Genomic DNA, 22,637 nt, shown 5'->3' with positions numbered 1-22,637 from the left:
CTTGTTACACGGCGCTGTGGCGTACATCTCAGTGCTCCGTCCGGACCGCGGCAATCTGCAATTGCAACGCCAAGCGTTCCTGCGGATCCGACAGATCCAGCTCCGCGATCTCGCCGATCCGCTTCATCCGGTGCCGCAGGGTATTCGTGTGCAGGTGCAGTTCGCGGGCCGCCCGCTGCGGCTGACCCGGAAAGTCCAGCCAGGCCTGCAACGTTTCCACGTACCCGGTGTCGTGCTCGATGTCGTGCCGAAGCAACGTCGCCAGCGGACCATCCATCTTGGTGGTATCAAGCGACGTCACCGCCCGATGCACCGTCAGTACGTGCCACGCCTCCTCGACCCGCAACGCCGGCCCCCGCGCCACACCCCGCCGTACCAGTCCGAGCAACTCGACGGCCTCCGCCCGTGAGCTCGGCAGATCCGCCGGACCACGCGCAGGACCTCCCGCAGCGGCGTACGTACCGGGGGACTGCTCCATGACCAGCTTCTGCAGCCAGCTCCAAGAACCGGGCCCGTCCGCGTCCGTGACAACCGCCAGCACCGTCCCGTCGAGGTCGGCCAGCTGCGGCTCGCTCCACCCATGACGACGCCCGAGCGACTCCCACAGGTCCAGTTGCTGCGGTACGTCGTACCCGTCCGGAGACCCGAGTGCGACCACCCGCCACGGCTGCCGTGGTAGCCGTACATCAACCGGGTTGTCCGGCGAGAACTGCCGCAAGACCGTCCGCAGCCGATCGATCGCGCTCCTGCGGGCTACGTCCGCCTGTGCTCGTAGCCGTAGCAGGTGCAGGGCCAGCACTGAGGCTGCATTGCTGAGCTCGGTAGTGACCGCCTCACTCACCGGACCGTCCACGACAGCCCAGATGGACCCCAGCCACTCACCACCGGCCCGTACAGGTACGACGAGACGCGGGCGGATGCCGTTCGGCCCGTCCGGTACCAGGAACGGCTCGCTGGACCGGGCCAATCGCCTGAAGATGCCCCGGGCCCGGAAGTGCGCGATGACCTCAGGTGGTACTCGCCGTCCGACGATGGTGGAGACCCGGGTCGGGTCGGTGAAGTCCTGACCCGAGGAGTACGCCAGTACCCGCGACTGATTGTCCTCGATGGTCACCGGCGCATCGACAATCGCAGCGGCCGCGTCGGCCAGTGCGAACAGCTCCTGGTGTACGCCGGCGTCGCCCGCGGCGGGGGAGTCCGGTGCGGCGGCACGGTCGAGTACACCGCGCAGCAGCCAGACCACATGCGCCCAGGTGACGCTCGGCTGGAGCGCTACGAGCGTGAGCGCCTCCCGCTCCGCTGCAGCGACCACGGACGGCTCGTGCGCCAACGCCGTACGGAGGACCACTCCTGATGCGTTACCGGCGGCGCAGCGTTCCACCAGCTCGACGGAGTCTTCCGCATCGCGGAGACCGAGGCCTAGCACCAGGTCGCCCGGCTGACCGGTCGCAGGCTCCTGTGGGTCGGCCAGGAACACGTCCCTGACCTCGTTGTCGCCCTTGCCGGGCACCACGACCTCGAACAGCGCAGGGCCGACAGCGACGATCAGATCGGATGAAGAGATCACCAGGTTATTGTGCGCTCAGCACAGTAATTTGTCTCTGCAATGGTGTGATCGCACCATGACAGACGTCGTTGCCGGCCGCACCATCGATACATGACCACAGTTGGTTCCACTCACCTCGTCCCGGATCGCGTCGCCGTCGTCGGCGCGGGCATGGTCGGCCTGGCGACCGCCTGGTTCCTCCAGGAAGCGGGCGTCGAGGTAACCGTGCTCGACCGCGAGGGTGTCGCGGCCGGCGCGTCCTGGGGCAACGCCGGCTGGCTGACCCCCGGCCTGGCCACCCCGCTGCCGGAACCAGCGGTCCTCAAGTACGGCGTCCGTGCGGTGCTGAGCCCGTCCTCCCCTGTGTACGTGCCGCCCACCGCGAGCCCGCGGCTCCTCAAGTTCCTCACCCGCTTCGCTCGCAACAGCACCGCCGGACGCTGGAAGACCGCGATGGAAGCCCTCGTCCCGATCAACCGCCAGGCGCTGACCGCGTTCGACTTCCTGGCCAAGGCGGGCGTCGAGGCGCAGACCTACGAGGCCAAGTCGTTCCTGGCCGCGTACCGCACGGTCGAGGAGCGCAAGGTCCTGCTCGAGGAGATCGAGCAGATCCACGCCGCCGGGCAGGGCATCGAGTTCGAGGCGATCACCGGTGACGACGCCCGCGAGATCGAGCCGTCGCTGTCCGACGAGATCGGCGCGGCGATCCGGCTGCACGGCCAGCGCTTCATCAACCCGGGCGAGTACGTCAACCAGCTCGCCGACTCGGTGATCGCCCGCGGCGGGCAGATCATCAGCGGCGTCGTGGTGAAGGACATCGTCGACGAGATCCGCGGCGTCCGCCTGGTCACCGCCGACGGCGAGACCGACCCGTTCGACGCGGTCGTGATGGCGACCGGCGCGTGGCTCGGCGACCTGGCGCGGCAGTTCGGCGTACGGACCGTCGTGCAGGCCGGTCGCGGCTACAGCTTCAGCGTGCCGATGGCGCACGTACCGTCCGGCCCGGTGTACTTCCCTGCGCAGCGGATCGCCTGCACGCCGCTCGGCGACCGGCTCCGGGTGGCCGGGATGATGGAGTTCCGCAAGCCCGAGGCGAAGCTCGACCCGCGCCGGATCGACGCGATCGTCGACGCTGCCCGTCCGCTGCTCCGCGACGCCGACCTGGACGCCCGGACGTTCGAGTGGGTCGGCCCGCGGCCCTGCACTCCGGACGGTCTGCCGCTGATCGGCGCCACGTCGTCTCCCCGGGTGTTCGCGGCCGGTGGGCACGGTATGTGGGGCATCACGCTCGGCCCGATCACCGGCCGGCTGCTGGCCGAGACGATCACCACCGGACGTACTCCCGAGGAGCTGCGGCCCTTCGACCCGACCCGCTGACAGCTTGGAGAGGCCCCAACGACGTGGCCTCTCCATCCTGCTGACCGTCACCTCGAGCAGCCCTTCCGGTGAGCCTCACTCGGGCAGCGCCTCACCTGCCCGCGCCTCCTCCGGCCACCACGTAGCCGCTCCGGTCAGCCCCGAGAGCGGGCCCTGGCTTCGTCATTCTCCTGCCCAGGGCCCGCTCTCACTCTGTTCTGGCCAACCCGTCGACGCCTCCTTCGCCGTCCTCACCGACCCCGAGGGCAACGAGTTCTGCGTGCTGAGCTCGCGCGACAGCTGACCGGACACAACAAATCCGGGAGACCCTGGTGGGTGCTCCCGGATTGGTTGGGGTGGATCAGTGGGTGTGCGGCTCCGTGCCGTGTTCGGCCTCGTGGGCGGCGATCTGGGCCTTGACCTCGTCCATGTCGACCGCGCGGAGCTGGCCGATCAGGTCCTCGAGGCTGGCGGCGGGGAGCGCACCGGCCTGGGAGTAGAGGACGACGCCGTCGCGGACCGCCATCAAGGTCGGGATCGAACTGATCTGGAAGGCCTGCGCCAGCTCACCCTGCGCCTCGGTGTCCACCTTGCCGAACGTGATGTCCGTGTGCTGCTCGGACGACTTCTCGAAAACCGGTCCGAACATCTTGCACGGGCCACACCACTCGGCCCAGAAATCCACCAGCACGAGACCGTCGCCACCGACCACCTCGTTGAAGTTGTCCTGGGTCAGCTCGACCGTTGCCACTACGACCTCCGAAAGTAGTTGAGTACGCCGTAGTCAACACCGATCCCCCCGCAACTTGTTCCCACGCCCCGCCTGGCAATTCCCGTACGCCGTACGAGGCGACGGATCACGCGCCGCCCCCGAGGCGGCACCAGCACGCCGCGTGACCCCTGACCGGAATGCGGAGTCTCGTATGTGACCTGGGCCACGTTGTCAGGCGGTTGGTCAGATCGGCATGTCCACGAAGGGTGACTCGTAGCCCTGGACCTCGGCCAGGATCGACGCGGCGTCCTCCGGGGTCAGGTCGGCGCGCTCGCGCTCCGCGACGATCATCTGCCGCAGCAGCCGGGTCTCGCCGGCCGTCGCCAGGCCGGTGATCTCCGGGTGCCCGTTCAGCAGCCAGGCGGTCGCGGCCGTGATGTACCGCTGCTCGTCGAACGGCCGGTACCAGGTGTCGTACGACTTCTCCTCGCCCTCGGCCCAGTTCCGCCGGGCGATCATCTTGATCGTCATCAGCGCGGCGTCCGAGGCCTTCACGGCGTCCACCAGCGCCGCGTAGTCAGCGGCGTACTGCGGATCGGTGGAGAGCTTGTAGTTGAGTGGCGTCAGCACGCTGTCGAAGTCGAACCGGCGCAGCCCCTCGGTGTGCACCGACGGCGCCTGCGCGGTGTGGCCGGTGATACCGATCGCGCGGACCATGCCCTCGTCCTTGGCCCGGATCGCCGCCTCCAGCGAACCGCCCTTGCCGGTCACGAGATCGAGGTTCTCCAGGTCGCAGACCGCGTGCATCTGGATGAGGTCGACGTGATCGGTCTGCAGCCGCTCCAGCGACCGGTTGATCTCGCTCCAGGCCTCTTCGTAGGTCCGGCGGCCGGTCTTGGTTGCGAGGAAGATCCGGTCGCGGATCTCCGGCATCCGCGGGCCGAGCCGCAGCTCGGCGTCGCCGTAGTCCGCGGCCACGTCGAAGTGGTTGATTCCGGCCTCGAGAGCTTCGGAGATCGAGGCGTCGGCGCGGTCCTGGTCGACAGCGCCGAGAGATGCCGCACCGTAGATCAGTACCGAGCTCTGGTGGCCGAGTCGGCCCAGCCGGCGAGTTTCCATCCTGGTCCTCCAGGGGTAGCAGGGATCACTGACGACCTTATGCCCGGACCCGCTCCCGGCAAGCGGTTGTCCACAGGCGATTTTGACCCTCGCGCCACGGGAGAGTTTTCCACAGGCCGATCGTTGGATCGGTTACTATCTGTGATCAGTGGGTACGTGCTTTTACCATGTTGTTCGCACGGATTTTCGAACCTGTCCGCGGCGTGTGGCATGGTGTGCGCTGCCCGGTCGACCCGAGTGGGCATGAGAGAGGAGCTATGACGACGGTACCGAAGGTGTCACGCTTGGCCGGTACGAGCGGCCGCGAGGGTGGCACTGCCCGCGTGTGGGGTAACAGTATGGCTGCGGGGAGCGATGGACTATCCGGATCCTGGTCTCAGGTCTCCCGGAGGACAGTTGCGTGCCGTATCCTCCCGGCTACTGTCCGCGTAACTGCTGTCTGAGGGGCGGGTAGGGATGAGTTGGTGGCGAACAGTACTGAATCTGCCGCCAAAAGGTGAGCACTGGTCGGACCAGCGCCGGACGAAGAAACCCGGCAAGGCCCGTCCGCAAAGTACCGCGCCGGAGTGGTGGGCCCACCCCGGCGGGCCGGTCTCACCTACCCCGCGCCAGGCGCAGGGGGTCGCCGCACAGTACTCCGCTCCGCAGAATCCGCCACCGCCGCCGAACGGTGGCGTCATGGCTCCGCCGCGCCGCCCGGCCGCGCGCCCTTCGGACACACCGCCGCCGGCCCAGGGCCCGCGCGCACCCGAGCGCCTGAGGCAGCGTTCGCCGCACGGCGCGCACGCCGCGCCCGCCCCGCCCGGTCCGCCGCGTGAGGTGCTGGCTCCCGGTCAGACCCCGTGGTCGACCGAGCCCGAGTCGTCGTTCTCCACCTGGGCGCGGCGGTTCTTCCGCGGCCTCGTCGTCGTCGTCCTGCTGCTCGCCGCGATCAGCGGCATCCGTTCCTGGATCGCGCCGAACCGGACGCCGCAGACAGTGGTCAGCGCGCAGAGCAGCTTCCCGTCGGACGAGGCCCGCGCGGTCGCCACCCGGTACGCCGTCGCCTACCTGACCTGGGACGAGAACAACCCCGACGCCCGTCCGGCCCAGGTGGGCCTCGACCTCGCGGCCGGGCTTGACAGCGGCGCCGGCTGGAACGGCCGCGGCAAGCAGACCGCCGACGTGGCCTACCCCGGGGAGGTCACACCGGACCCGAGCGGTGTCACCGCGATCGTCGACGTCCGGGTCCGGGTGCACACGTTCAACCGGACGGGCGGCAACGCCTTCGCCGCCGGTCCGATCGTCTGGGAGCGGTTGTCGGTCCCGGTCGCACGGACGTCCTCCAGAGTGGTGGCCACCGGTGCGCCGACCTTCGTGCCGGACGAGCGGGCCCCGCTGCCGAGCAACATGCCCGATGCCGGCAAGCCCGACGACGACCTGACCGCCGCGACCGAGAAGGACGCCGAGGCGTTCTTCAGCGCCTACGCCGAGTCCGACAACAAGGTGTCCGCGGTGACCGCGCCGGGCTCGACCATCCGCAGCCTGAACGGCGCGGTGAAGTTCGGCCAGCTCAAGGACTGGCAGGTGTACACCGGCAACGACGACGAGCGGCAGGCGACCGCGGCCGTCACCTGGAACGGCGTGGGCGATACCACGCTGGACCAGACCTACACGCTCACGCTGAGGCGTACTGTCGCCACGGACGGAGCACAACGATGGCAAGTGGCTGCCGTCGGATGAATCCAGCGACCGGCCATCGGATGACCGAGGCAACAAGGGAGACACCGCAATGACGACGCACGAACTGGCTGCGAGCGTGGTTCAGCTTGCCGTGCCGATGGCCAACCCCAACGTCCCCACCGGCGCGGATTTCAAGGACTGGGTCCTGGTCATCGCGGGCAACATCTTCATCGCCATCCTGGTGCTGCGCGCGATCGGCCACTACTTCAAGCGTGAGTGGGGTGAGCTGTTCGGCCACATCGCGGCCGGGGTGCTGGTCGGTGGTCTGATCTACGCCAACAACCAGACCATCAACGTGCTCAAGGGCTTCTGGGGATTGCTCTCCGGGGGTAATTGATGCGCGTCGGCCGTACCCTCACCCACCACTTCGAGATCGAGACCCGGCAGTACGACCTGCTGGGCATCGACCTCGGCGAAGGCGCCCGCCGCCGGATGATCATCTTCGGCGCGGTCGTCATCCTGCTCTGGGTGGCGCTGCTGTTCCCGTTCATCGGCGTACCGCAGAAGCCCACCGTCAGCCTGTACGTCGTCCCGCCGTTCGTGATCACCGCGTTCGGCTGGCGGCCGGGCAAGTTCCACGAACGCCGCCGCCGGGTCACCGAGTGGGCGCTGGCCGTCCGGTACGCCTTGCGTGCGCACCGGCCGATCATCGGCCTCGGGGCCCGGGCCGCGGACAAGTCGGAGTACCTGCCCTGGCGGGAGCGGATGTCGACCCGCAAGGTCGCCGACTTGGCGAAGGCCCGGATCACGCCCGAGTGGGAGCGCGAGGTCGTGGTGGAGGCCGATCCGATGGTCCGCGCCGGTGCGGACATCACCGTCAACCAGCGGGCCCGGTTGCTGGGAGCAGAGCATGTGCAACGGGTGAGCCGCAGGACGTCGTCAGGAAGAGGCCTGGATGAAGATCGCTGACAAGCTCCTGAACCTGGTGGGGGTCGGTCGCGAGCGCGGCCTGCCACCGCCACGGCTGGTCGCCATCGCCGACGGCCTGCTGGTCACCGAACGCAGCGCCGAGGCGTGGTTCCTGATCTCGGTCGCGAACACCGACCTGGCCACCGAGGCCGAGCAGGACGCGGCCCTGGACGCCGCGGTGAGCGCGGCCGCGACCATCCTCGGCGACCGGCTCAGCCACCTGAAGGTGGTCTGGGGCCGTTCGACCGGCCAGGACTACCTCGACTCCGTGGCCGGCCACTACCGGCTCGGCGACCACGAGGCGTGGGCGCAGACCCGGGCCGACCGGATCGACGAGATGCGGATGCCGGAGCGGTACGTCGCGCTCGGCGTGCACCTGTCCGACCGGGACCCGCGGGCCACCGCGCAGGTCCGCGGTTCGATCAGTGACGCCCTCGGGACGACCTCGTGGCGAGTGAGTGCGCGGGAGCTCGCGCACCTCGACGAGCGGGTGCGCAAGCTCGCTCGTCAGCTCGGCTCGACCGTCTGGCGGGCGCACACCGCACCGGCCGAGGTGATCTCCTGGCTGATCAGCCGTGAGATGCACCGGGGCGCGGTCGCGGCGCCGCGACGTGGCCTGATCACCGGCGCCTCGCTGGCCCGGCTGACTTCGGGCCGCGTCGTGCCGTACACCGACCACCTGCGGATCTACGACACCCGCGGCCAGATCGCGGCGTACACGTCCGTGCTGGCGATGACCGACTTCCCCGAGGAACTCGAGACGCCGGGCGCGGGGGAGTGGCTGCGGACGCTGTCCGAGATCAAGGCCATCGACGACGACGGCGACGAGATCGACGTCACGGTGGAGGCGTCCGTCCGGTTCCGGGTGCTCAGCAAGAAGACCGCGCGGCACCTGGTCGACGAGACCCGCAAGAGCGCGAAGGAACAGCGCCGTTCGGCCGCGAAGGGTACGGCCGAGGAGACCGCCGACGAGATCGTCGAGACCGAGCGCGTGATGCGTGAGGTCAAGCGCGACATCAACCGCAGCGGCCTGACTCTGGTCGAGGACCACCCGCGGCTCCTGGTCAGCGCGGACACCCGCGAGGACCTCGAGGCGTACGTCGACGCCGTCATCGCGCACTACGCCGATCGCGGCATCACCGTCGCCGTCGGCGCCGACGAGCAGCGGGACCTGTGGCTGGAGTCGCTGCCCGGCGACCAGCTCCGGGTTCCCGACCTCGGGCACGTCCGCGAGTCGACGGCGTTCTTCGGGTCCTGGTTCTGGGGCGGCGCGTCGATCGGTGACGCCACCGGTCCCGCCATCGGGTACCTGACCGGCTCCACGCCGGGTCTCGTCCGCTTCGACGCGGCCGCCGGTTCGGCTCTCGGCGACGCCACCACGACGCTGTTCCTCGGTCGGTCGGGCCGCGGTAAGACGACCGCCGCGATGCTGGGCGGCCTCGATTCCGCGTTCGCCGGCGCCTGGGTCCCGCTGCTGGACCTGAAGGGCGACGCCGCGGGCGTATCAGCAGTCGCCGCCGAGTACGGCGTACCGACGGCCGTCATCGAGATCACCGCCCAGTTCTCCGGCGCCGCGGACCTGCTGCGAGTACTCCCTGTCGACGACGCGCTGCTGCAGGCGCCGTCACAGCTGATGCTGCTGCTCCCGCCGCACCTCCGTGGCGCGGCCGAGGCCCCGGTCGTGGCCGCGACGCGCGCGGAGATCCAGTCGCCGGACCCGTCCTCCTGGGGCGTCATCCAGCGGCTGTGCAATTCCGACTCCGAGACCGTGCGCACCGTTGGATTTGCATTGCGCGACCTGGTCGAGACCGGCCTCGGCTCGGTCGTGGCCGGCCCGCCGTCCGGCCTCTCCTCGCTGACCACGAACCCGGGTCTCTGGGTGGTCCAGATGCCTGGCCTCACCCTGCCTTCGCCCGAGTCGGCGCCGGAGTCCTGGTCCCCGATCGAACGCGTCGGCATGGCCTGCCTGCGCGGCTGCCTCGCCTGGATGATCCGCACCACCGGCCGCCGCGAGTTCCGCGGCCGCTCGAAGGTCGTCATCGTCCCCGAGGTCCACCTGCTGACCAAGACGCCGGACGGCGCCTCCTTCCTCGACTACATCGCCCGAGTAGGCCGCGCCCTGGGTGCCTCCCTGGTCCTCGACACCCAGGACCCGGCGTCCATCCTGAAACTCCCCGGCCTGGTCGAGCAGATCACGACCCTGTTCGCCTTCAGCCTCCGCTCCCGCGAACAGGTCGACTCCCTCCTCGAACTCCTCGGCCGCCCCCAAACCGCCCCGTACCAAACCCTCGTCCGAGGCATCAACACCGCCGCCAACGGCAAATCCATCCGCCACGGCCACTGCATCATGCGAGACCGCTGGGACGAAGTAGCCACCGTCCAAATAGACATCCCCAGCCAACGCGTGGCCACCCTCCTCCGCACCACCCCCGAATCCGAACACACCCCCGGCACGCCCCCCACCACGCCACCCCCCACCCCAGACCCCTTCGCCGAAGACGACTACACCGACGCGTCAGACTTCGAGCCCACCCCAGCCGCCTACGCGCAAGCGACCGCGGCCGCCTACGAGGAACCGGCTCCGACCGCCTACGAGGAACCGACTCCGGCCGCCTACGCGGAACCGACTCCGGCCGCCTACGCGCAACCGGATTCGTCCTCCCAGCCGGAGCCAGCCGCCACCAGGAACGCAGAAGCACCTCCGACAACCCACACGACCACCACTCCACCCTCCGCAAACCACCCACCCGCGCCCACCCCGCCGCCAACCGCCGCCCCATCCCAGACCGGCGCCCCGTCCTCGGCGACCCCAGCAGCCCCATCGCCCTCCGCAGCCCCACCGACTGCGGCGTACGGCGACGGCGTCGCACCGGCGGTGGCCTACGAGAACGGCGTCGTACCGACTGCAGCCGAGCCGGCTCCTGCGGCGTACGGCCACCAGCCCACACCCGCCTCGACCCCACAGCCGGAGCAGCAGCCACCCGCCGCACAGACATCCGGTCAGCCAACGAACGGTACGACCAACGCGCCCATCACCACCGAGGCCGCGGCAACCCCCGGAGACTCACCAACGCCCCCCGCACCCAACCACGAGGCCGCGCCGTCAGCACCGCAGGCGGCACCCACCGCACCGCCCGCACCCACAACGGTGCCCGCGACCCAACAACTTAGTGGCGCGGACGCTACCGCCCCGGTAGCCCAACAAAACGGCCACCCACCAACCCCCAACGGCCAAGACACACCACAACGCCATCCCTTCCGCTACGAGTCCCCGATCGGCCCCGACGAGGTCTACGACCAAGAGGCCGACGAAGCCGCCTACAACGAGGCCATGTACCCGGCCTACGGCGACGACCAGGACCCCGACCGCCCACCCACCGGCAACAAGGAGCACGTCGCATGACGTGGCGCCGCCGCCTCCAAACCGCGGCCACCATCATCGCGTTTTCCTTGATCATCACGTCGCAACTGGCACTGGCCGCCGATCCCAAACCCGGTCCGACGAACCCCACCGGATTTGCGGACTTGCTGCCTACCCCGGACTTGACCCACGGCGACACCCGAACCTTGTTCGAGCAGTACAGCCCAATGGATTACGGGCTGGACTTCGATACCGGGCTCAGTGACACCTTCAACATGATTTTCAACGGGTACGCCTACATCGTGATGATGTACATCCTGGCAATCACTCGTGCGGCGATCTCGGTCGGTTGGTGGCTCTTCTCATTTACCGATGTAAAGCCGCTCACTGATGCGACGTCGACGACCATCGGTGCCACTGGTACTCAGTTGGTCGGCTGGTTGTTGCCGTCGGCCCTCGCTTTTGGCGCGGTCGCGGCATACACACAGCGACGAGCGACCGGCAGCGCGTTGGGACAGATGGTGTGGGTGCTGGTCGCGGGAGTGCTCAGCATCAGTTTCGCGCTGGCTCCAGCAACCTGGCTGCGCGGCGTCGACGGCGCGCGTCAGATGGGTGCAAGCGCGGTCATGAGCGCATCATCCGATGCCCTTGGGCCGACGATTCAGAGTCCTATTCCCTGGCCAGAACCGGGATTTACAGGAACACCCCGGGACACCCTGCTCCGGAAGTCTGCTGACGCGAGCTGGAGAGGCTTCGCGGTCACGCCTTGGTGTATCGCGGAGTTCGGATCTATTTCGGCATGTGAGCGTTACGGCAAGGGCATGCTCGACGTTGGAGTCAGCGCGGATGCGCGGAAGGACTACGTCAACAAGGTCATCGTGCCCGCCGAGGGTGGTAACGACGCTCCGACGGTTAAATGGATCAAGGGTGATAATCCGTTCGGCCGTACAGCTGTGGTGATGCTCGCAGCGATTGCGGCCACGCTTTTCGGGTTCCTGAACATCGGCCTGGCCTTCACGGCGCTCATGGCCTTCATCGGCGCATTACTTCTCTTGGTCGTTGGGGTATTCTTCGCCTGCCTCTGGATCATCCCCGGTCGGCCGCGGCAATGGGGGTTGAACTGGTTCGAGGCTTTGGTCGGCCTCGTCTTGCAGTCGTTCCTGGCGATGCTTGTCTTCGGGACGGCCTTGACCCTGGTGACAGCTGTCTTCACGCTCAGCGGCCCCCTCGGTTGGTTGCCGGTCACCGGATTGGCGATCGTCGTCCTGATAGTGGGCTTCCGGCTCCGCCGATTGCTCGACAGCTTGACAACAATGATGCGGCCGGGGACCGGCAGCATCATGCTTGGCGGACTCGCGCGGCGTGGTGCTACGAGCGCGGTCAAACGTGTGATGAACGCGCTCGGCAGCCGCAGCCCCGCGCCGGCGCCTGCTGAGCGCAGTCGTGATCGCACCCGGTCGTCGGACGCGACCTCACAACGAGTTTCATCCGTGCGCGTTTACCGCCAGGCGCCGGTTGTTGGTTCGCTGTCCAGGGGTTCGACCGCCGGTTCGCCATATGAGCTGACATCCGGGTCGGACAGACGTCGGGCCGATGGCGGTACTGGCAACTCGGCTCCAGGGAGCGGTGGGCTGTTGGGTGGACCGGCCGCTGCGGGCTCAGACAGTCGCGTCACAGCGCCCGCCGGGCCAGTTCGCGGCACCTCGGCGCTCAACTTGGCTCGGGCCCGCTCGCAGTCGGGTGAAACCGGTAAGAGGCGAACGATCACGGTGACGACTTCTGGTGTTGCCGTTCCAACGGGTTCCGCCTCCGGCAATTCTCGGAGTGCGTCCGCCGACGGGCAGAAGGCTCGGCATTCTCGGCGGCCTGTGGCGGCGAGTCCTAATGACGTTCGGTACGAGCCTCGGATTCATACGCATTCCGCGAGTTTGCGGGAAGGGCCGCCGAAGGGGCAGCGGGCGCGGCGGAAGGCGGTGCCGTCGCAGTCCAGGCGGTTCCGGGACTACTCGGCCGTCAGCAAGGACGGCGTGACGGTGCACGTACCGACGCGCAGGTGATGGCAGATGTCCCGGAATTCAGGTTCGCCACAGGACCGTAGAGAAGGCGCTGGTCAGTCACGCCATCCTGCGACTGACCCAAGAAACTCGGACGCCGACCGCAGCCGCCCGGATGCACCGGACAGCTGGCGGTCGTTGATGAGCAACGACTACGACTACCCCGAGGAGCTCGACGACCTCAACGGCCGCCAGCGGCGTCGCGCCAAGAAGAACTGGCGGCGTGACGATCACGCCCAACGGATGGCGTTCCTGCGCAGCCAACGTCAGGCGGAGCCGACAAGTCCGGCCGCCATCGTCGTACTCGTTGTCATCGTCGCCGTCGTCATTCTCGGCGTGGGCGGTGGACTTCCGCGCCTGCTCGGCGGCAAGAGCAAGGACGACGGTTCCCCGATCAGCATCCTGACGCCTGGGCGCTCGGTGGTGCTCCCAACTGCTCCGGCAAGCCAAGCCAACCAAGGGACTGCGCCGATCACGACCCCGCTCACCACTCCACCGCCAGTGAGCCAACGTCCATCGGCCGACGACATCGCGCTGGCGAACGACGTAGTAGGTACGTGGGCGCGAGCCTTCTACACCCGTGACCCGAGCGCCGAAACCTACGCCGCGCTGGTGGAGAAGTGCGCGAAGTACATGACTGACGAGGTCGCCTCGAGCTTCACAGCTGCGGGAGATCCGACGTACGACGCGCTCAAGAACGACGGCGGGAAGTCGACCGTGTTGTCAGCACCGGTCAGCGCACCGCCGGCCACCGCGGATGCGCCGGTCGACACTCCTAGCCGGATCACTCGCTTCGTGAAGATCACCATCGACGTCACCGGAAAACATGCCCAGCGGTTCGACGTTCCCCTGCTCGTCACGCTGACCAACCAGAACGGCCAATGGGTGATTAGCGATGTGTCTGGTGGTACCGGACCATGACGGCAGGGGACTGGGATGTTCGACGAGGGTGATCTCGGTCGTGGCTTCCTCTCGGTCGCGCGCCGGGGATGGTTCGCCAAGGGGGCGGTCGCGCTGGCGCTGATCGGCGTCGCGAGCCTGTTGATGCTCGCGCCCTTCGGCGGCGGTACGACGACGCAGGCCGCTTGCAGTACCGGTATCCCAGGTCAAGGCGGCGACCCGAATCCGAACGGTCCGCTCCGCGAGACTCAGATTGGATGGGCGAAGCTGATCGACAGCGTCGCGGTGAAGCGCGGTCTGCCGGGCAAGGCGACGTTGGTCGCGTTGATGACGGCGCTGGTCGAGTCAGACCTGCAGAACCTTACGTACGGCGACAGTGACTCGGTTGGTCTTTTCCAGCAACGACCCTCGGCGGGGTGGGGCACGGCCGACCAGATCACCAAGACGCCGGAGTACGCGATCAACGCGTTCTTCGGTGGGAAGGGCCCGCCATCTCCGCCGGGCCTGGTGGACATCAACGGGTGGCCATCGATGGCGCTCGGCGATGCGGCGCAAGCCGTCCAGGTGTCCGCGTTCCCTGATCGGTACGCACAACGCGAGTCGGAGGCTCGTGACATTGCTGCGGCCGCGGGCATCGACCTCACCCGGGCCGGTAACCCGTACGCCGGGCGGGCGGACGCGCCGCAGGGCGGTTCGGTTGTTGACGGCGTTCAGGACGACAACTGCGACCAGTCGGGCGGACTGACAGCCGGAAAACCCGTCAACGGTGTGTGGCCGGAACAAACGGCGACGATCAAGGACCCGACCGGTACGGGCGGGCTGGTCACTCCGCGTACCGCGGCGTGGGTCGCAGAAGCCCGCAAGAACCTCGGCGCGCTCAGCATGAGCTGCTGGGACGCACACGCGTGGAACCCGACCAGCGATCACCCGCGCGGCAAAGCGTGCGACGTCATGGTCGGTGCCGACGCCCGGAAGTCGCCCCCCGCCCGCACCCGCGGCGACCAGATCGCCAACTGGGCCGTCAAGACCGCCGGCCAGACGGGCGTCCACTACGTCATCTGGTACGGCAAGATCTGGTCAGCCCGCCGCGGCACCTGGATCCCCTACAACGGCGGCGGCGTCTACAACCCCACCGACGCCACCGGCGGCCACTTCGACCACGTCCACGTCTCCCTGTACTGATAATGGACAAGACATCTGCCCAGATCGATAGGAGAGCCGATGACCGGCCCTGGTGATCCCTACAACCAGAACGGTGCAGAGGGCCCAGGTCCCAACCAGGTTCCGCCTCCGGGTCATCCTGAACACGGTCATCCCTTTCCGCCCAGGCCGCCGCAGTTGCCAGGACCTGACGGGACGCGGTCGGACCATCGGGACCGGGCCTTGCCAGAGGCGTCTGCATGGACCGCACTCCTGTCGGCCGTTCCCTGGTTCTTTTGGAGCTTGGTTCTGGTTGTTTGGGTCGCGGGGGCGATCGGCTTCGGCTGGGGCTGGATCGTTATCGCTGTGTGGATCCTCTCTGGGGCGTTGATCTTTGCACCCTCCACGGAGGAGCTTCTGGCGAAGCATCTCTTCCGGCTCCGCAAGCCGACTCTGATCGAACAGCAGCGGCTTGCTCCGGTATGGCATCAGTTGCTTCAGCGAGCCGGCGTCGTCCATGGACGATTCTCGCTGTGGATCCAGGAATCCGACGAAGTGAACGCGACCCCGACTCCTGGTCATACGGTTGGGGTGACCCGCTGGGCTTTGTACACGCTGCCTCCCCAGCATCTGGAGGCGGCGCTCGCTCACGAACTGAGTCACCATTTGGGCGGTCGGGCCTGGCTGAGCTTGATTGACTTCTGGTACTCGATCCCAGCGCGCGGTGGCTTGATTGTGGTGCGGGCGGTCGCACGCCTGATGCGGCGTGTGCCAGCGCTCGGATGTGTCATTGGTGGATTCATGGTTATGGCCTACGCCGGCATTGTGCTGGCAGCGATCACGTTCGGCCACGGTTATGTGTGGCCGATTCTTTTTCTGACCCCATTCATCGCTCCACCGCTGCTCGCTTGGCTGAGTCGTTGGCGCGTCAAGGAGGCAGACAAGAAGGCTGCGATGCTCGGGTACGGCACAACACTGGTACAGGTTCTGTATGGCTGGCAGATGCAGCATCAGCAGAGCCTCGGCCGGGACGGAAGCAGACGAGCGCAGGTGATGTCGAGTACGCCGTCGCTCGTTGAGCGCGTACACACAATCGAGCAGGCGGCTGGAATTCCTCCGGCGGCGTGGGGTAATCACTGAGCGGTCAGCCTACGCTTCGGTGACGTCCGGTCCACTCGCCGGAATCTGCTGTTCTGCGTCGAGGAACGCGCGGAGCGAACAGTTGATATGCAGAAAATAGTTGTGTAAGACCGTGTGCGAGGTATCGGCGCCTACATACCTTGATCCACGCTCGAGCGATCGAACGGCGTTCGGGCCGCGCCGGCCCCGGTGAATCTCCGGACACAAGCAGACCGCGGCGCACGGAGCTCGATCCGTTGTATGCGCCGCGGCCTCATCGACATCGTCGGTGTTAGCGCACCTCCGTCGACATCAGAACCATACAGGAGCACGCGCCCGGCTGGCGTCGGTCCTGCTAGCCCTATGTGAAAAGACAGAAGTACCACATGGTGCTTTCTTTGTTGATGGGGAGTTTGATTGGTCTGCTTCGGCGGGCTGCTCAGGTTGTCCTGATCGTTGTTGCCGTGGTCGGGGTGTTCTGTCCGGGGCTTTTGCCGCTTGTGGCTGCGGGGTCGGCCCTGCTTTTGCAGGTTCGGCGTTCGTAAGTGCGAGGTACTACAGCTCGGCCCCTTTGGGGTCGGGCTGTAGTGCTTTAGCGGTCGCTCAGGCCGGCCTCGAAGGCCGTTAGGAGGTGGCGGCCTTGGGGCCAGGCGGCGAGGTTGGTGGTGCTGTTGATGTGGCCGAGGTTGGGCAGGGGGATTAGCGGGGCGTTCCAGGCTTTGGAGAGGTGGGTGGCGGTGGGGAGGGGGCAGTAGGGGTCGTTGGTGCTGGCTAGGAGGAGGGCGGGGACGGGGAGGGGGTGGGTTGGTAGGGAGGTGAAGGTTGGGAGGCGGGCGGTGGGGAAGGTGGGGGCTTGGGGGTCTGGTGGGGCTACTAGGAAGGCGCCTCGGACGAAGCTCGGGTCTTGGGTGGTCAGCCAGTGGGCTGCGGCGTGGCAGCCGAGGCTGTGGGTTATGAAGGTGACGGGGGTCGGGGCGGAGTTGACGGCTCGGGTGATGGCGTTGGTCCAGTCGGTCAGGTCGGGGGACGTCCAGGACGTCGGCTGGATACGTACGGCGGGGAGCGTGGCCTCCCAGTGGGATTGCCAGTGGTGTTCGTCGGAGCCGTCCAGGCCGGGGATGATGATGTAGGTCATCGAGCCTCCATAAAGGGTGGGATGGCTGCCATGATGGGGGAGTCATCGCCGGAAGACGGCGTCAGCTGATGAAATGAAGGTCGATGAGCGAGGCAACGACTGGTTCATTGGATTCGATCGATCGGGCGATCCTGGCGATCCTGCAGACCGACGGGCGGCTGAGTGGGGCTGATATCGGGCGGAAGGTGGGGTTGTCGCAGCCGGCGGTGTCGGCGCGGATCCAGCGGCTCGAGCGGACCGGGACGATCACCGGGTACCGGGCGGTCGTCGACCCGGCGCGGATCGGGCTGAACATCCACGCCGTCGTACGGCTGCGTACGTCGCACGCCCGGATCGCCGAGGCGGTCGAGTTGTTCGCGACGCTGCCCGAGGTCGTCGCGACGTACCGGCTGACCGGTGAGGACTGTTTCCTGCTCGACGTGCACACGACCGACGCCGGACGGCTCGAGCAGGTGGTCGACAGCATCGGCCGGTTCGGGCCGGTGAGCACTTCGCTGGTACTGCGGGAGTACCCGGCCAAGGGTTTTCCCTTGCCAACGTCACGATCCGCTTCCCAGTGAGTACTGCGCGGAACTAGGGTTCGACGGACCGTAGTGGTTGCGTTACGCAACACGGACGTGGGAGGGAAACGTATGACGAAACGCCGTAAGGCGCTGCTGGCCGTCACGGTCGGACTGGCCTCTGTTTCGCTCGGGTTATCATTCACAAGCGCCGCCGGCGCGCAGGCGAATCCAAACGGCCTGAAGTTGATCAAGACCAAGACATCGCTGCTCGGCAAGCATTACTGGTACCAGCAGACGTTCAAGGGCCTGCCCGTCGTCAACGGGTACTACGCGAAGCACGTCGGCAAGAACGGCGCCGTCGAGATCGCTGACGGCCGGGACGCCGTACCGGCGAACCTGGACGTCAACGCGAAGGTGGCTCCGGCCTCCGCGACCCAGGCCGCGAATGCGACCGTCACGGCTCGCGCGCAGCGGGACGCCGGGCCGAACAAGAGCCTGGTGAGGCAACCGGCCGCGACGAGCGGCGCCGCGCAGCTCGCGGTCATCGGCGGACCGAACGCCCGCCTGGTCTGGAACGTCACCAGCCGCTCGACCGAAGGTGTGAGCCGGTCGCTGGTCGACGCGAAGACCGGCAGTGTCGTCGAGTCGAAGGTGATCAGCGACAACATCGACGGCCGCGGCTCGGTGTTCGACCCGAACCCGGTGGTGAGCGAGCAGAACGAGAAGCTCACCGACATGAACGACAAGAACCAGGACGCTCTGTTCCTCGCGCAGAAGAACGTGATCCTGCGCAACCTGGACGGTTCCGGCAAGCTCGACGGCTCCTACGTCAACATCAAGGAAGCTAAGGGCGGTATCGCCCAGAGCAAGACCAACACCTTCGTCTACCAGCGCGCGAACGACAAGTTCGAACAGGTGATGGTGTACTACCACATCAACCAGACGCAGGAGTACATCCAGAAGCTCGGGTTCACCGACGTCAACAACGAGTCGCAGGACTTCAGCGTCGACACGTACGCCGGGGACAACTCGTTCTACGACCCGTCGACGGACATGATCACCACCGGTGAGGGCGGGGTCGACGATGCCGAAGACGCCGAGGTGATCTGGCACGAGTACGGGCACGCGATCCAGGACGACGTGGTGCCGGGCTTCGGTGAGTCGGAGCAGGCCGGCGCGATCGGCGAGGGCTTCGGCGACTACTGGGCCGTGACGAACTCCGTACCGGTGAGCAAGGGCTTCAACCTGCCGTGCGTGATGGACTGGGACGCGACGTCGTACACGACCGACGAGCCGCACTGCCTGCGCCGTACCGACGGGACCAAGACCACCGACGACATCGACGGTGAGGTCCACGACGACGGCGAGATCTGGTCGCGGGCGCTCTGGGACATCCAGAAGTCCCTCGGCCGGGCCAAGGCGGACAAGCTGATCCTCGAGGCGACGTTCTTCTACGACCCGGACACGTCGTTCGCGGCTGCGGCGCAGGACACCGTCCAGGCCGCCCGGCTGATGTACGGGAAGGCCGCGGCGCAGACGGTGACCGACGCGTTCAAGGCCCGCAAGATCCTCTAGTACGCAACCAGGTCGTGCGCCCATGACTACTGTGGGCGCATGACCTGGAGTACGGCGGACATTCCTGACCTCACGGGGCGACGGGCCCTCGTCACCGGCGCGACCAGCGGACTCGGGTACGAAACCGCGCTGGAGCTGCTCAGACACGGCGCCGACGTGATAGTTGCCGCGCGCAACCCGGAGAAGGCGGCGCGGGTCGCGGAAACGCTGACCCAGAAGGGCGGCCGGGCGCCGACGGTGCTCGAGCTGGACCTGGCCGATCTGGTGAGTGTGCAGCGGGCCGCCGAGGAGGTCGGTTCGACGTACGACCGGCTGGACCTGCTGATCAACAACGCCGGCGTGATGGCGACCCCGTACCGGCAGACCGTCGACGGGTTCGAACTGCAACTCGGGACCAACCATCTCGGGCACTTTGCGCTGACCGGGCGGCTGCTCCCGCTGCTGCTCACCGGCAGCCGGGTGGTGACGGTCAGCTCGTTCATGCACAAGACCGTCCGTGGTATCAGCGAGGACGACTTGCGGAGGCCGGCCGGTACGTACCGGAAGTGGGAGGCGTACGGGAAGTCGAAGCTCGCGAATCTCCTCTTCACGCTCGAGCTCGACCGCCGCGTCCGCGCCGCCGGAGCCGAGTTGCTCAGCGTCGGCGCGCATCCCGGCTACGCGGCGACGCAGCTGCAGATCGCCGGTCCGGAGCTCGCCGGGAACGTCCGGCGGGCGCGGTTCGCGGGTGCCGCGACGCGGCTCGTCGCACAGTCGGCCGCGGCCGGTGCATGGCCGAGTCTGTACGCCGCGACGTACGCCGACCTGCGCCCGGGCTCGTACGTCGGGCCGGGCTTCTTCGAGTACCGCGGCAGGCCGAAGGTCGTACTGCCGACCCGGACCGCGCAGGATCCGGAGCTCGCGCAGCGGCTCTGGGCGTGGTCCGTGGAGGCGACCGGCGTCAATCCGGTACTCACCGTGCTGCGATAGTGACAGAGCGGCACCCCGTTGGTTACCCTCCGGTAATTCCCGATCGCCGGAGGTACCCCGTGCGCAGACTTGCCGCCGCCCTCGCAGTCTCCCTGACGCTGATCGCGATCGGCCCGCGGGCCGACGCCAGTCAGACCGCGGCAGGTTTCAGTACGGCGTACCAGCGCATCCCGGGCGCCGACGGGATCAGCATCGGCGCGGTCGTACTGACGCCGACCGGGCAGGGCGACGGCCCGTTCCCGCTCGTGGTGATGCCGTCGAGCTGGGGCGTGCCGAACGCCGAGTACGTTGGCCAGGGCGCGAAGCTGGCCACCGCCGGGTTCCAGGTCATCTCGTACTCGAGTCGCGGGTTCTGGGACACCGGCGGCGGGATCGACATCGCCGGGCCGCCGACCGTGGCCGACGTGAGCAAGGTGATCGACTGGGCCGGTCAGCACACGCCTGCCGACACGAGCCGGGTCGCGGCCGTCGGGATCTCGTACGGCGCTGGTACGGCGCTGCTTGCCGCCGCGAAGGATCCGCGGATCCGGGCCGTCGGCGCGCTCAGCGGGTGGGCGGACCTGATTCGCTCGCTGGACCCGAACGACACGGTCGCGTTGCAGGCGGTCGCCGGACTGATTGCCCTGGGCAACGTCACGGGACGGCCCGGGCCGGAGCTGGCGTCGCTGCAGGCGAAGTTCGTCGGCGGTGACTTCGACGGCGCGATCGCGGAGGCGAAGGAGCTTTCGCCGGTGCGTTCGGCGGCGACGGTTGTCGACGATCTGAACGCGAACCATCCCGCGGTGTTCCTGGCGAACGCGTTCGAGGACTCGATCTTCCCGCCCTCGCAGTACACGGACTTCTTCACCAGGCTGACCGGTCCGAAGCGGCTGCTGCTCGCCCACGGCGACCACGCCACACCGGAGGCCACCGGCGCGATCGGCCTGCCCAACGAGACCTGTGACGAGCTCGCCGGCTGGCTGCGGCACTACCTCACGGGTGCGGACAACGGCGCCGATCGGGAGCCGCCGGTGCATCTCAAGTCGCAGCGCGGGACCTGGCGCGGGTACGCCGACTGGGCGGCGGTCGGGCAGGCTCGTACGTCGTACCTCACCAAGGCGGGTGCGCTGCAGGGCACGGCGTCGAGCGGATGGAGCCGCACGATCGGGGCCGGCGTACCGACGGTGGCGGACAGCGGCGTCGCGCTGGTTTCCGGCGCGCTGCAAGGATTGCTGACGATCCCCACAGGTGTGGCGACGCCGCTCGTCGACCGGTCGTTCGCGGGGGTTTGGTCCGGTCCGGCGTTCGACCGGACGGCAGTCGTGAACGGTACGCCGAGGGTGCACGTCACGGTGCAACCTTCGGCGGCGTCGACGTCGCTGTTTGCGTACTTGTACGACGTGGATGCGCTCGGCATCGGGTCGTTGATGTCGCACAAGCCCTACACGTTGCGCGGGGCAACGCCGGGCAAGGCGGTCACGCTCGACGTACAACTCGAGGCGACGAGCTGGGAGGTGCCGGCCGGGCATCACCTCGTGCTCGTGGTGGACACGGTCGACCCGCGGTACCTCGGCCGGAGCGTGATCGGGTCGACCGTCACGTTCAGTTCACCTGCCGGCGATCCGTCGTGGGTCAACGTCCCGCTGGCGGCGTGACAGGGCGGGGTTCGAGATGCGAGAACGGTGCCGAGCCACGATCCTGTAGGTAGTCGACCGGCGGAGGTGAGGGCGGTGACCATGCCTAGTCATGTGCTGTCGTCGCGTTCGACCGTTCGGTTTCGGCCGCCGCGGTTCGGGCTCGGCGGCTCGCAGCTTGGTGACTCCGACGAGCAGACGGCGATCGCCACGGTCGACGCGGCATACCAGGCCGGCATCCGGTTCTTCGACACGTCTGCAAAGAACGGCGCCTCCGAGGAACGGCTCGGTAGGGCGCTCCAGCCGCGGCCGCGGGGCGAGTACCTCCTGTCGATCAGGACCCGCGGTGAAGACCCGGAGGGTGATGTTCGAAGAAGCAGCGAGCGACTGGGCCTCGCGGTGGACCTGGTGCTCGCGGCCAATGCAGCGGAGTACCCGGTCCTCGAGGAGCTCCGCCGCGACGGTGTGATCAAAGCAGTCGGCGCCGTCGCCGACGACTGGCAGCAACTCGACCGCCTGGTCCAGGAGGTCGACCTGGACTGTGTACTCCTCACCCGCCACTACTCGCTGCTCGACCGACAGGCCAGACCGCTGCTCGACAGCTGCCAAGCGCGTGGCGTCTCGGTGATCGTCTCCGGCGCCCTCGTGCTCCGACCGGAAACCGTCAAGGCACGACGGATCTCTGCCGTCTGCGAGCGGTACGGCGTGTCGCTGCCGCAGGCCGCACTCGCGTTCCCGGGCAGGCATCCCGCCGTCACTTCGGTCCTGATCACCGCCAAATCACCGGCAGAGATTCGTGCCGACGCCGCGCTGGTCCGCCGGCCCGTACCCGAGCGCCTGTGGAAGGACCCGGAGCTGCTCCGCTTGCTGTCCTCGTAACCAGGAAAACCCCGGACCGCCAAGC

The 22,637-nt window shown here is 67.9% G+C and carries 18 protein-coding genes; 14 read left to right on the top strand and 4 right to left on the bottom strand.

Going from position 1 to position 22,637, the window contains the following annotated elements; genetic code table 11:
• Positions 1-28: 28 nt before the first annotated feature.
• On the bottom strand, positions 29-1,567 hold the full coding sequence (locus tag FB475_RS36410) for a helix-turn-helix domain-containing protein (protein ID WP_141863027.1): 1,539 nt from the start codon (positions 1,565-1,567) through the stop codon (positions 29-31).
• 90 nt (positions 1,568-1,657) lie between these two features.
• On the opposite strand from FB475_RS36410, the gene FB475_RS36405 reads away from it, so the two are divergent.
• Entirely contained in the window at positions 1,658-2,923 is a 1,266-nt protein-coding gene (locus FB475_RS36405) for an NAD(P)/FAD-dependent oxidoreductase (RefSeq protein WP_141863025.1), read from the top strand.
• A gap of 340 nt (positions 2,924-3,263) precedes the next feature.
• Here the strand turns inward: FB475_RS36405 and trxA are convergent, their stop codons facing one another.
• Positions 3,264-3,653 carry a thioredoxin gene (trxA, locus tag FB475_RS36395; RefSeq protein WP_141863023.1) on the bottom strand — a complete coding sequence of 130 codons (390 nt, stop codon included), beginning with the start codon at positions 3,651-3,653 and terminating at the stop codon, positions 3,264-3,266.
• A gap of 204 nt (positions 3,654-3,857) precedes the next feature.
• Entirely contained in the window at positions 3,858-4,733 is an 876-nt protein-coding gene (locus FB475_RS36390; protein WP_141863021.1) for an aldo/keto reductase, read from the bottom strand.
• Between the two features lie 678 nt (positions 4,734-5,411).
• On the opposite strand from FB475_RS36390, the gene FB475_RS36385 reads away from it, so the two are divergent.
• The 8 genes from FB475_RS36385 to FB475_RS36345 all read left to right on the top strand — a co-directional run bounded on the left by FB475_RS36385 (position 5,412) and on the right by FB475_RS36345 (position 15,959).
• The gene (locus FB475_RS36385; RefSeq protein WP_185759591.1) at positions 5,412-6,455 is read left to right on the top strand and encodes a conjugal transfer protein; all 1,044 of its coding nucleotides are present in this window, start codon (positions 5,412-5,414) and stop codon (positions 6,453-6,455) included.
• Between the two features lie 49 nt (positions 6,456-6,504).
• Positions 6,505-6,792 (top strand): hypothetical protein, encoded by a 288-nt coding sequence (locus FB475_RS36380; RefSeq protein ID WP_141863017.1) that lies wholly within the window; start codon positions 6,505-6,507, stop codon positions 6,790-6,792.
• Complete coding sequence (locus tag FB475_RS36375) at positions 6,792-7,364, top strand: hypothetical protein (protein WP_141863015.1); 573 nt, start codon at positions 6,792-6,794, stop codon at positions 7,362-7,364. Before FB475_RS36380 ends, FB475_RS36375 begins: the two co-directional genes overlap by 1 nt.
• Entirely contained in the window at positions 7,351-10,767 is a 3,417-nt protein-coding gene (locus FB475_RS36370) for an ATP-binding protein (protein WP_202878700.1), read from the top strand. Before FB475_RS36375 ends, FB475_RS36370 begins: the two co-directional genes overlap by 14 nt.
• Positions 10,764-12,782, top strand: a complete 2,019-nt coding sequence (locus FB475_RS36360) for an ABC transporter permease (RefSeq protein WP_141863013.1) — start codon at positions 10,764-10,766, stop codon at positions 12,780-12,782. Before FB475_RS36370 ends, FB475_RS36360 begins: the two co-directional genes overlap by 4 nt.
• A 138-nt stretch (positions 12,783-12,920) precedes the next feature.
• A complete protein-coding gene (locus FB475_RS36355; RefSeq protein ID WP_141863011.1) occupies positions 12,921-13,700 on the top strand; it encodes a hypothetical protein in 780 nt (259 codons plus the stop codon).
• 15 nt (positions 13,701-13,715) lie between these two features.
• Positions 13,716-14,861: a VldE C-terminal domain-containing protein gene (locus FB475_RS36350; RefSeq protein WP_141863009.1), complete on the top strand. Its 1,146-nt coding sequence runs from the start codon at positions 13,716-13,718 to the stop codon at positions 14,859-14,861.
• Positions 14,862-15,122: 261 nt separating this feature from the next.
• Positions 15,123-15,959: a M48 family metalloprotease gene (locus FB475_RS36345; RefSeq protein WP_185759590.1), complete on the top strand. Its 837-nt coding sequence runs from the start codon at positions 15,123-15,125 to the stop codon at positions 15,957-15,959.
• A 571-nt stretch (positions 15,960-16,530) separates the two neighbouring features.
• Here FB475_RS36345 and FB475_RS36340 read toward each other — a convergent pair.
• Positions 16,531-17,073: an RBBP9/YdeN family alpha/beta hydrolase gene (locus FB475_RS36340; RefSeq protein ID WP_141863005.1), complete on the bottom strand. Its 543-nt coding sequence runs from the start codon at positions 17,071-17,073 to the stop codon at positions 16,531-16,533.
• 83 nt (positions 17,074-17,156) lie between these two features.
• On the opposite strand from FB475_RS36340, the gene FB475_RS36335 reads away from it, so the two are divergent.
• The 5 genes from FB475_RS36335 (at position 17,157) to FB475_RS36315 (ending at position 22,612) form a co-directional block, all read left to right on the top strand.
• Positions 17,157-17,633 (top strand): Lrp/AsnC family transcriptional regulator, encoded by a 477-nt coding sequence (locus FB475_RS36335; protein WP_141863003.1) that lies wholly within the window; start codon positions 17,157-17,159, stop codon positions 17,631-17,633.
• A 72-nt stretch (positions 17,634-17,705) separates the two neighbouring features.
• A complete protein-coding gene (locus FB475_RS36330) occupies positions 17,706-19,151 on the top strand; it encodes a M4 family metallopeptidase (protein ID WP_141863001.1) in 1,446 nt (481 codons plus the stop codon).
• Positions 19,152-19,190: 39 nt separating this feature from the next.
• The gene (locus FB475_RS36325; protein WP_141862999.1) at positions 19,191-20,120 is read left to right on the top strand and encodes an oxidoreductase; all 930 of its coding nucleotides are present in this window, start codon (positions 19,191-19,193) and stop codon (positions 20,118-20,120) included.
• Positions 20,121-20,179: 59 nt separating this feature from the next.
• Positions 20,180-21,754, top strand: a complete 1,575-nt coding sequence (locus tag FB475_RS36320) for an alpha/beta fold hydrolase (RefSeq protein WP_141862997.1) — start codon at positions 20,180-20,182, stop codon at positions 21,752-21,754.
• An 81-nt stretch (positions 21,755-21,835) separates the two neighbouring features.
• Positions 21,836-22,612, top strand: a complete 777-nt coding sequence (locus tag FB475_RS36315; RefSeq protein ID WP_141863226.1) for an aldo/keto reductase — start codon at positions 21,836-21,838, stop codon at positions 22,610-22,612.
• The last annotated feature ends 25 nt before the right edge of the window (positions 22,613-22,637 follow it).

Source organism: Kribbella jejuensis (genome assembly GCF_006715085.1).
GTDB classification, from domain to species: Bacteria; Actinomycetota; Actinomycetes; order Propionibacteriales; family Kribbellaceae; genus Kribbella; species Kribbella jejuensis.
Note: the sequence above shows the minus strand (reverse complement) of the source record. Positions and strands in the feature narration are given on the sequence as shown.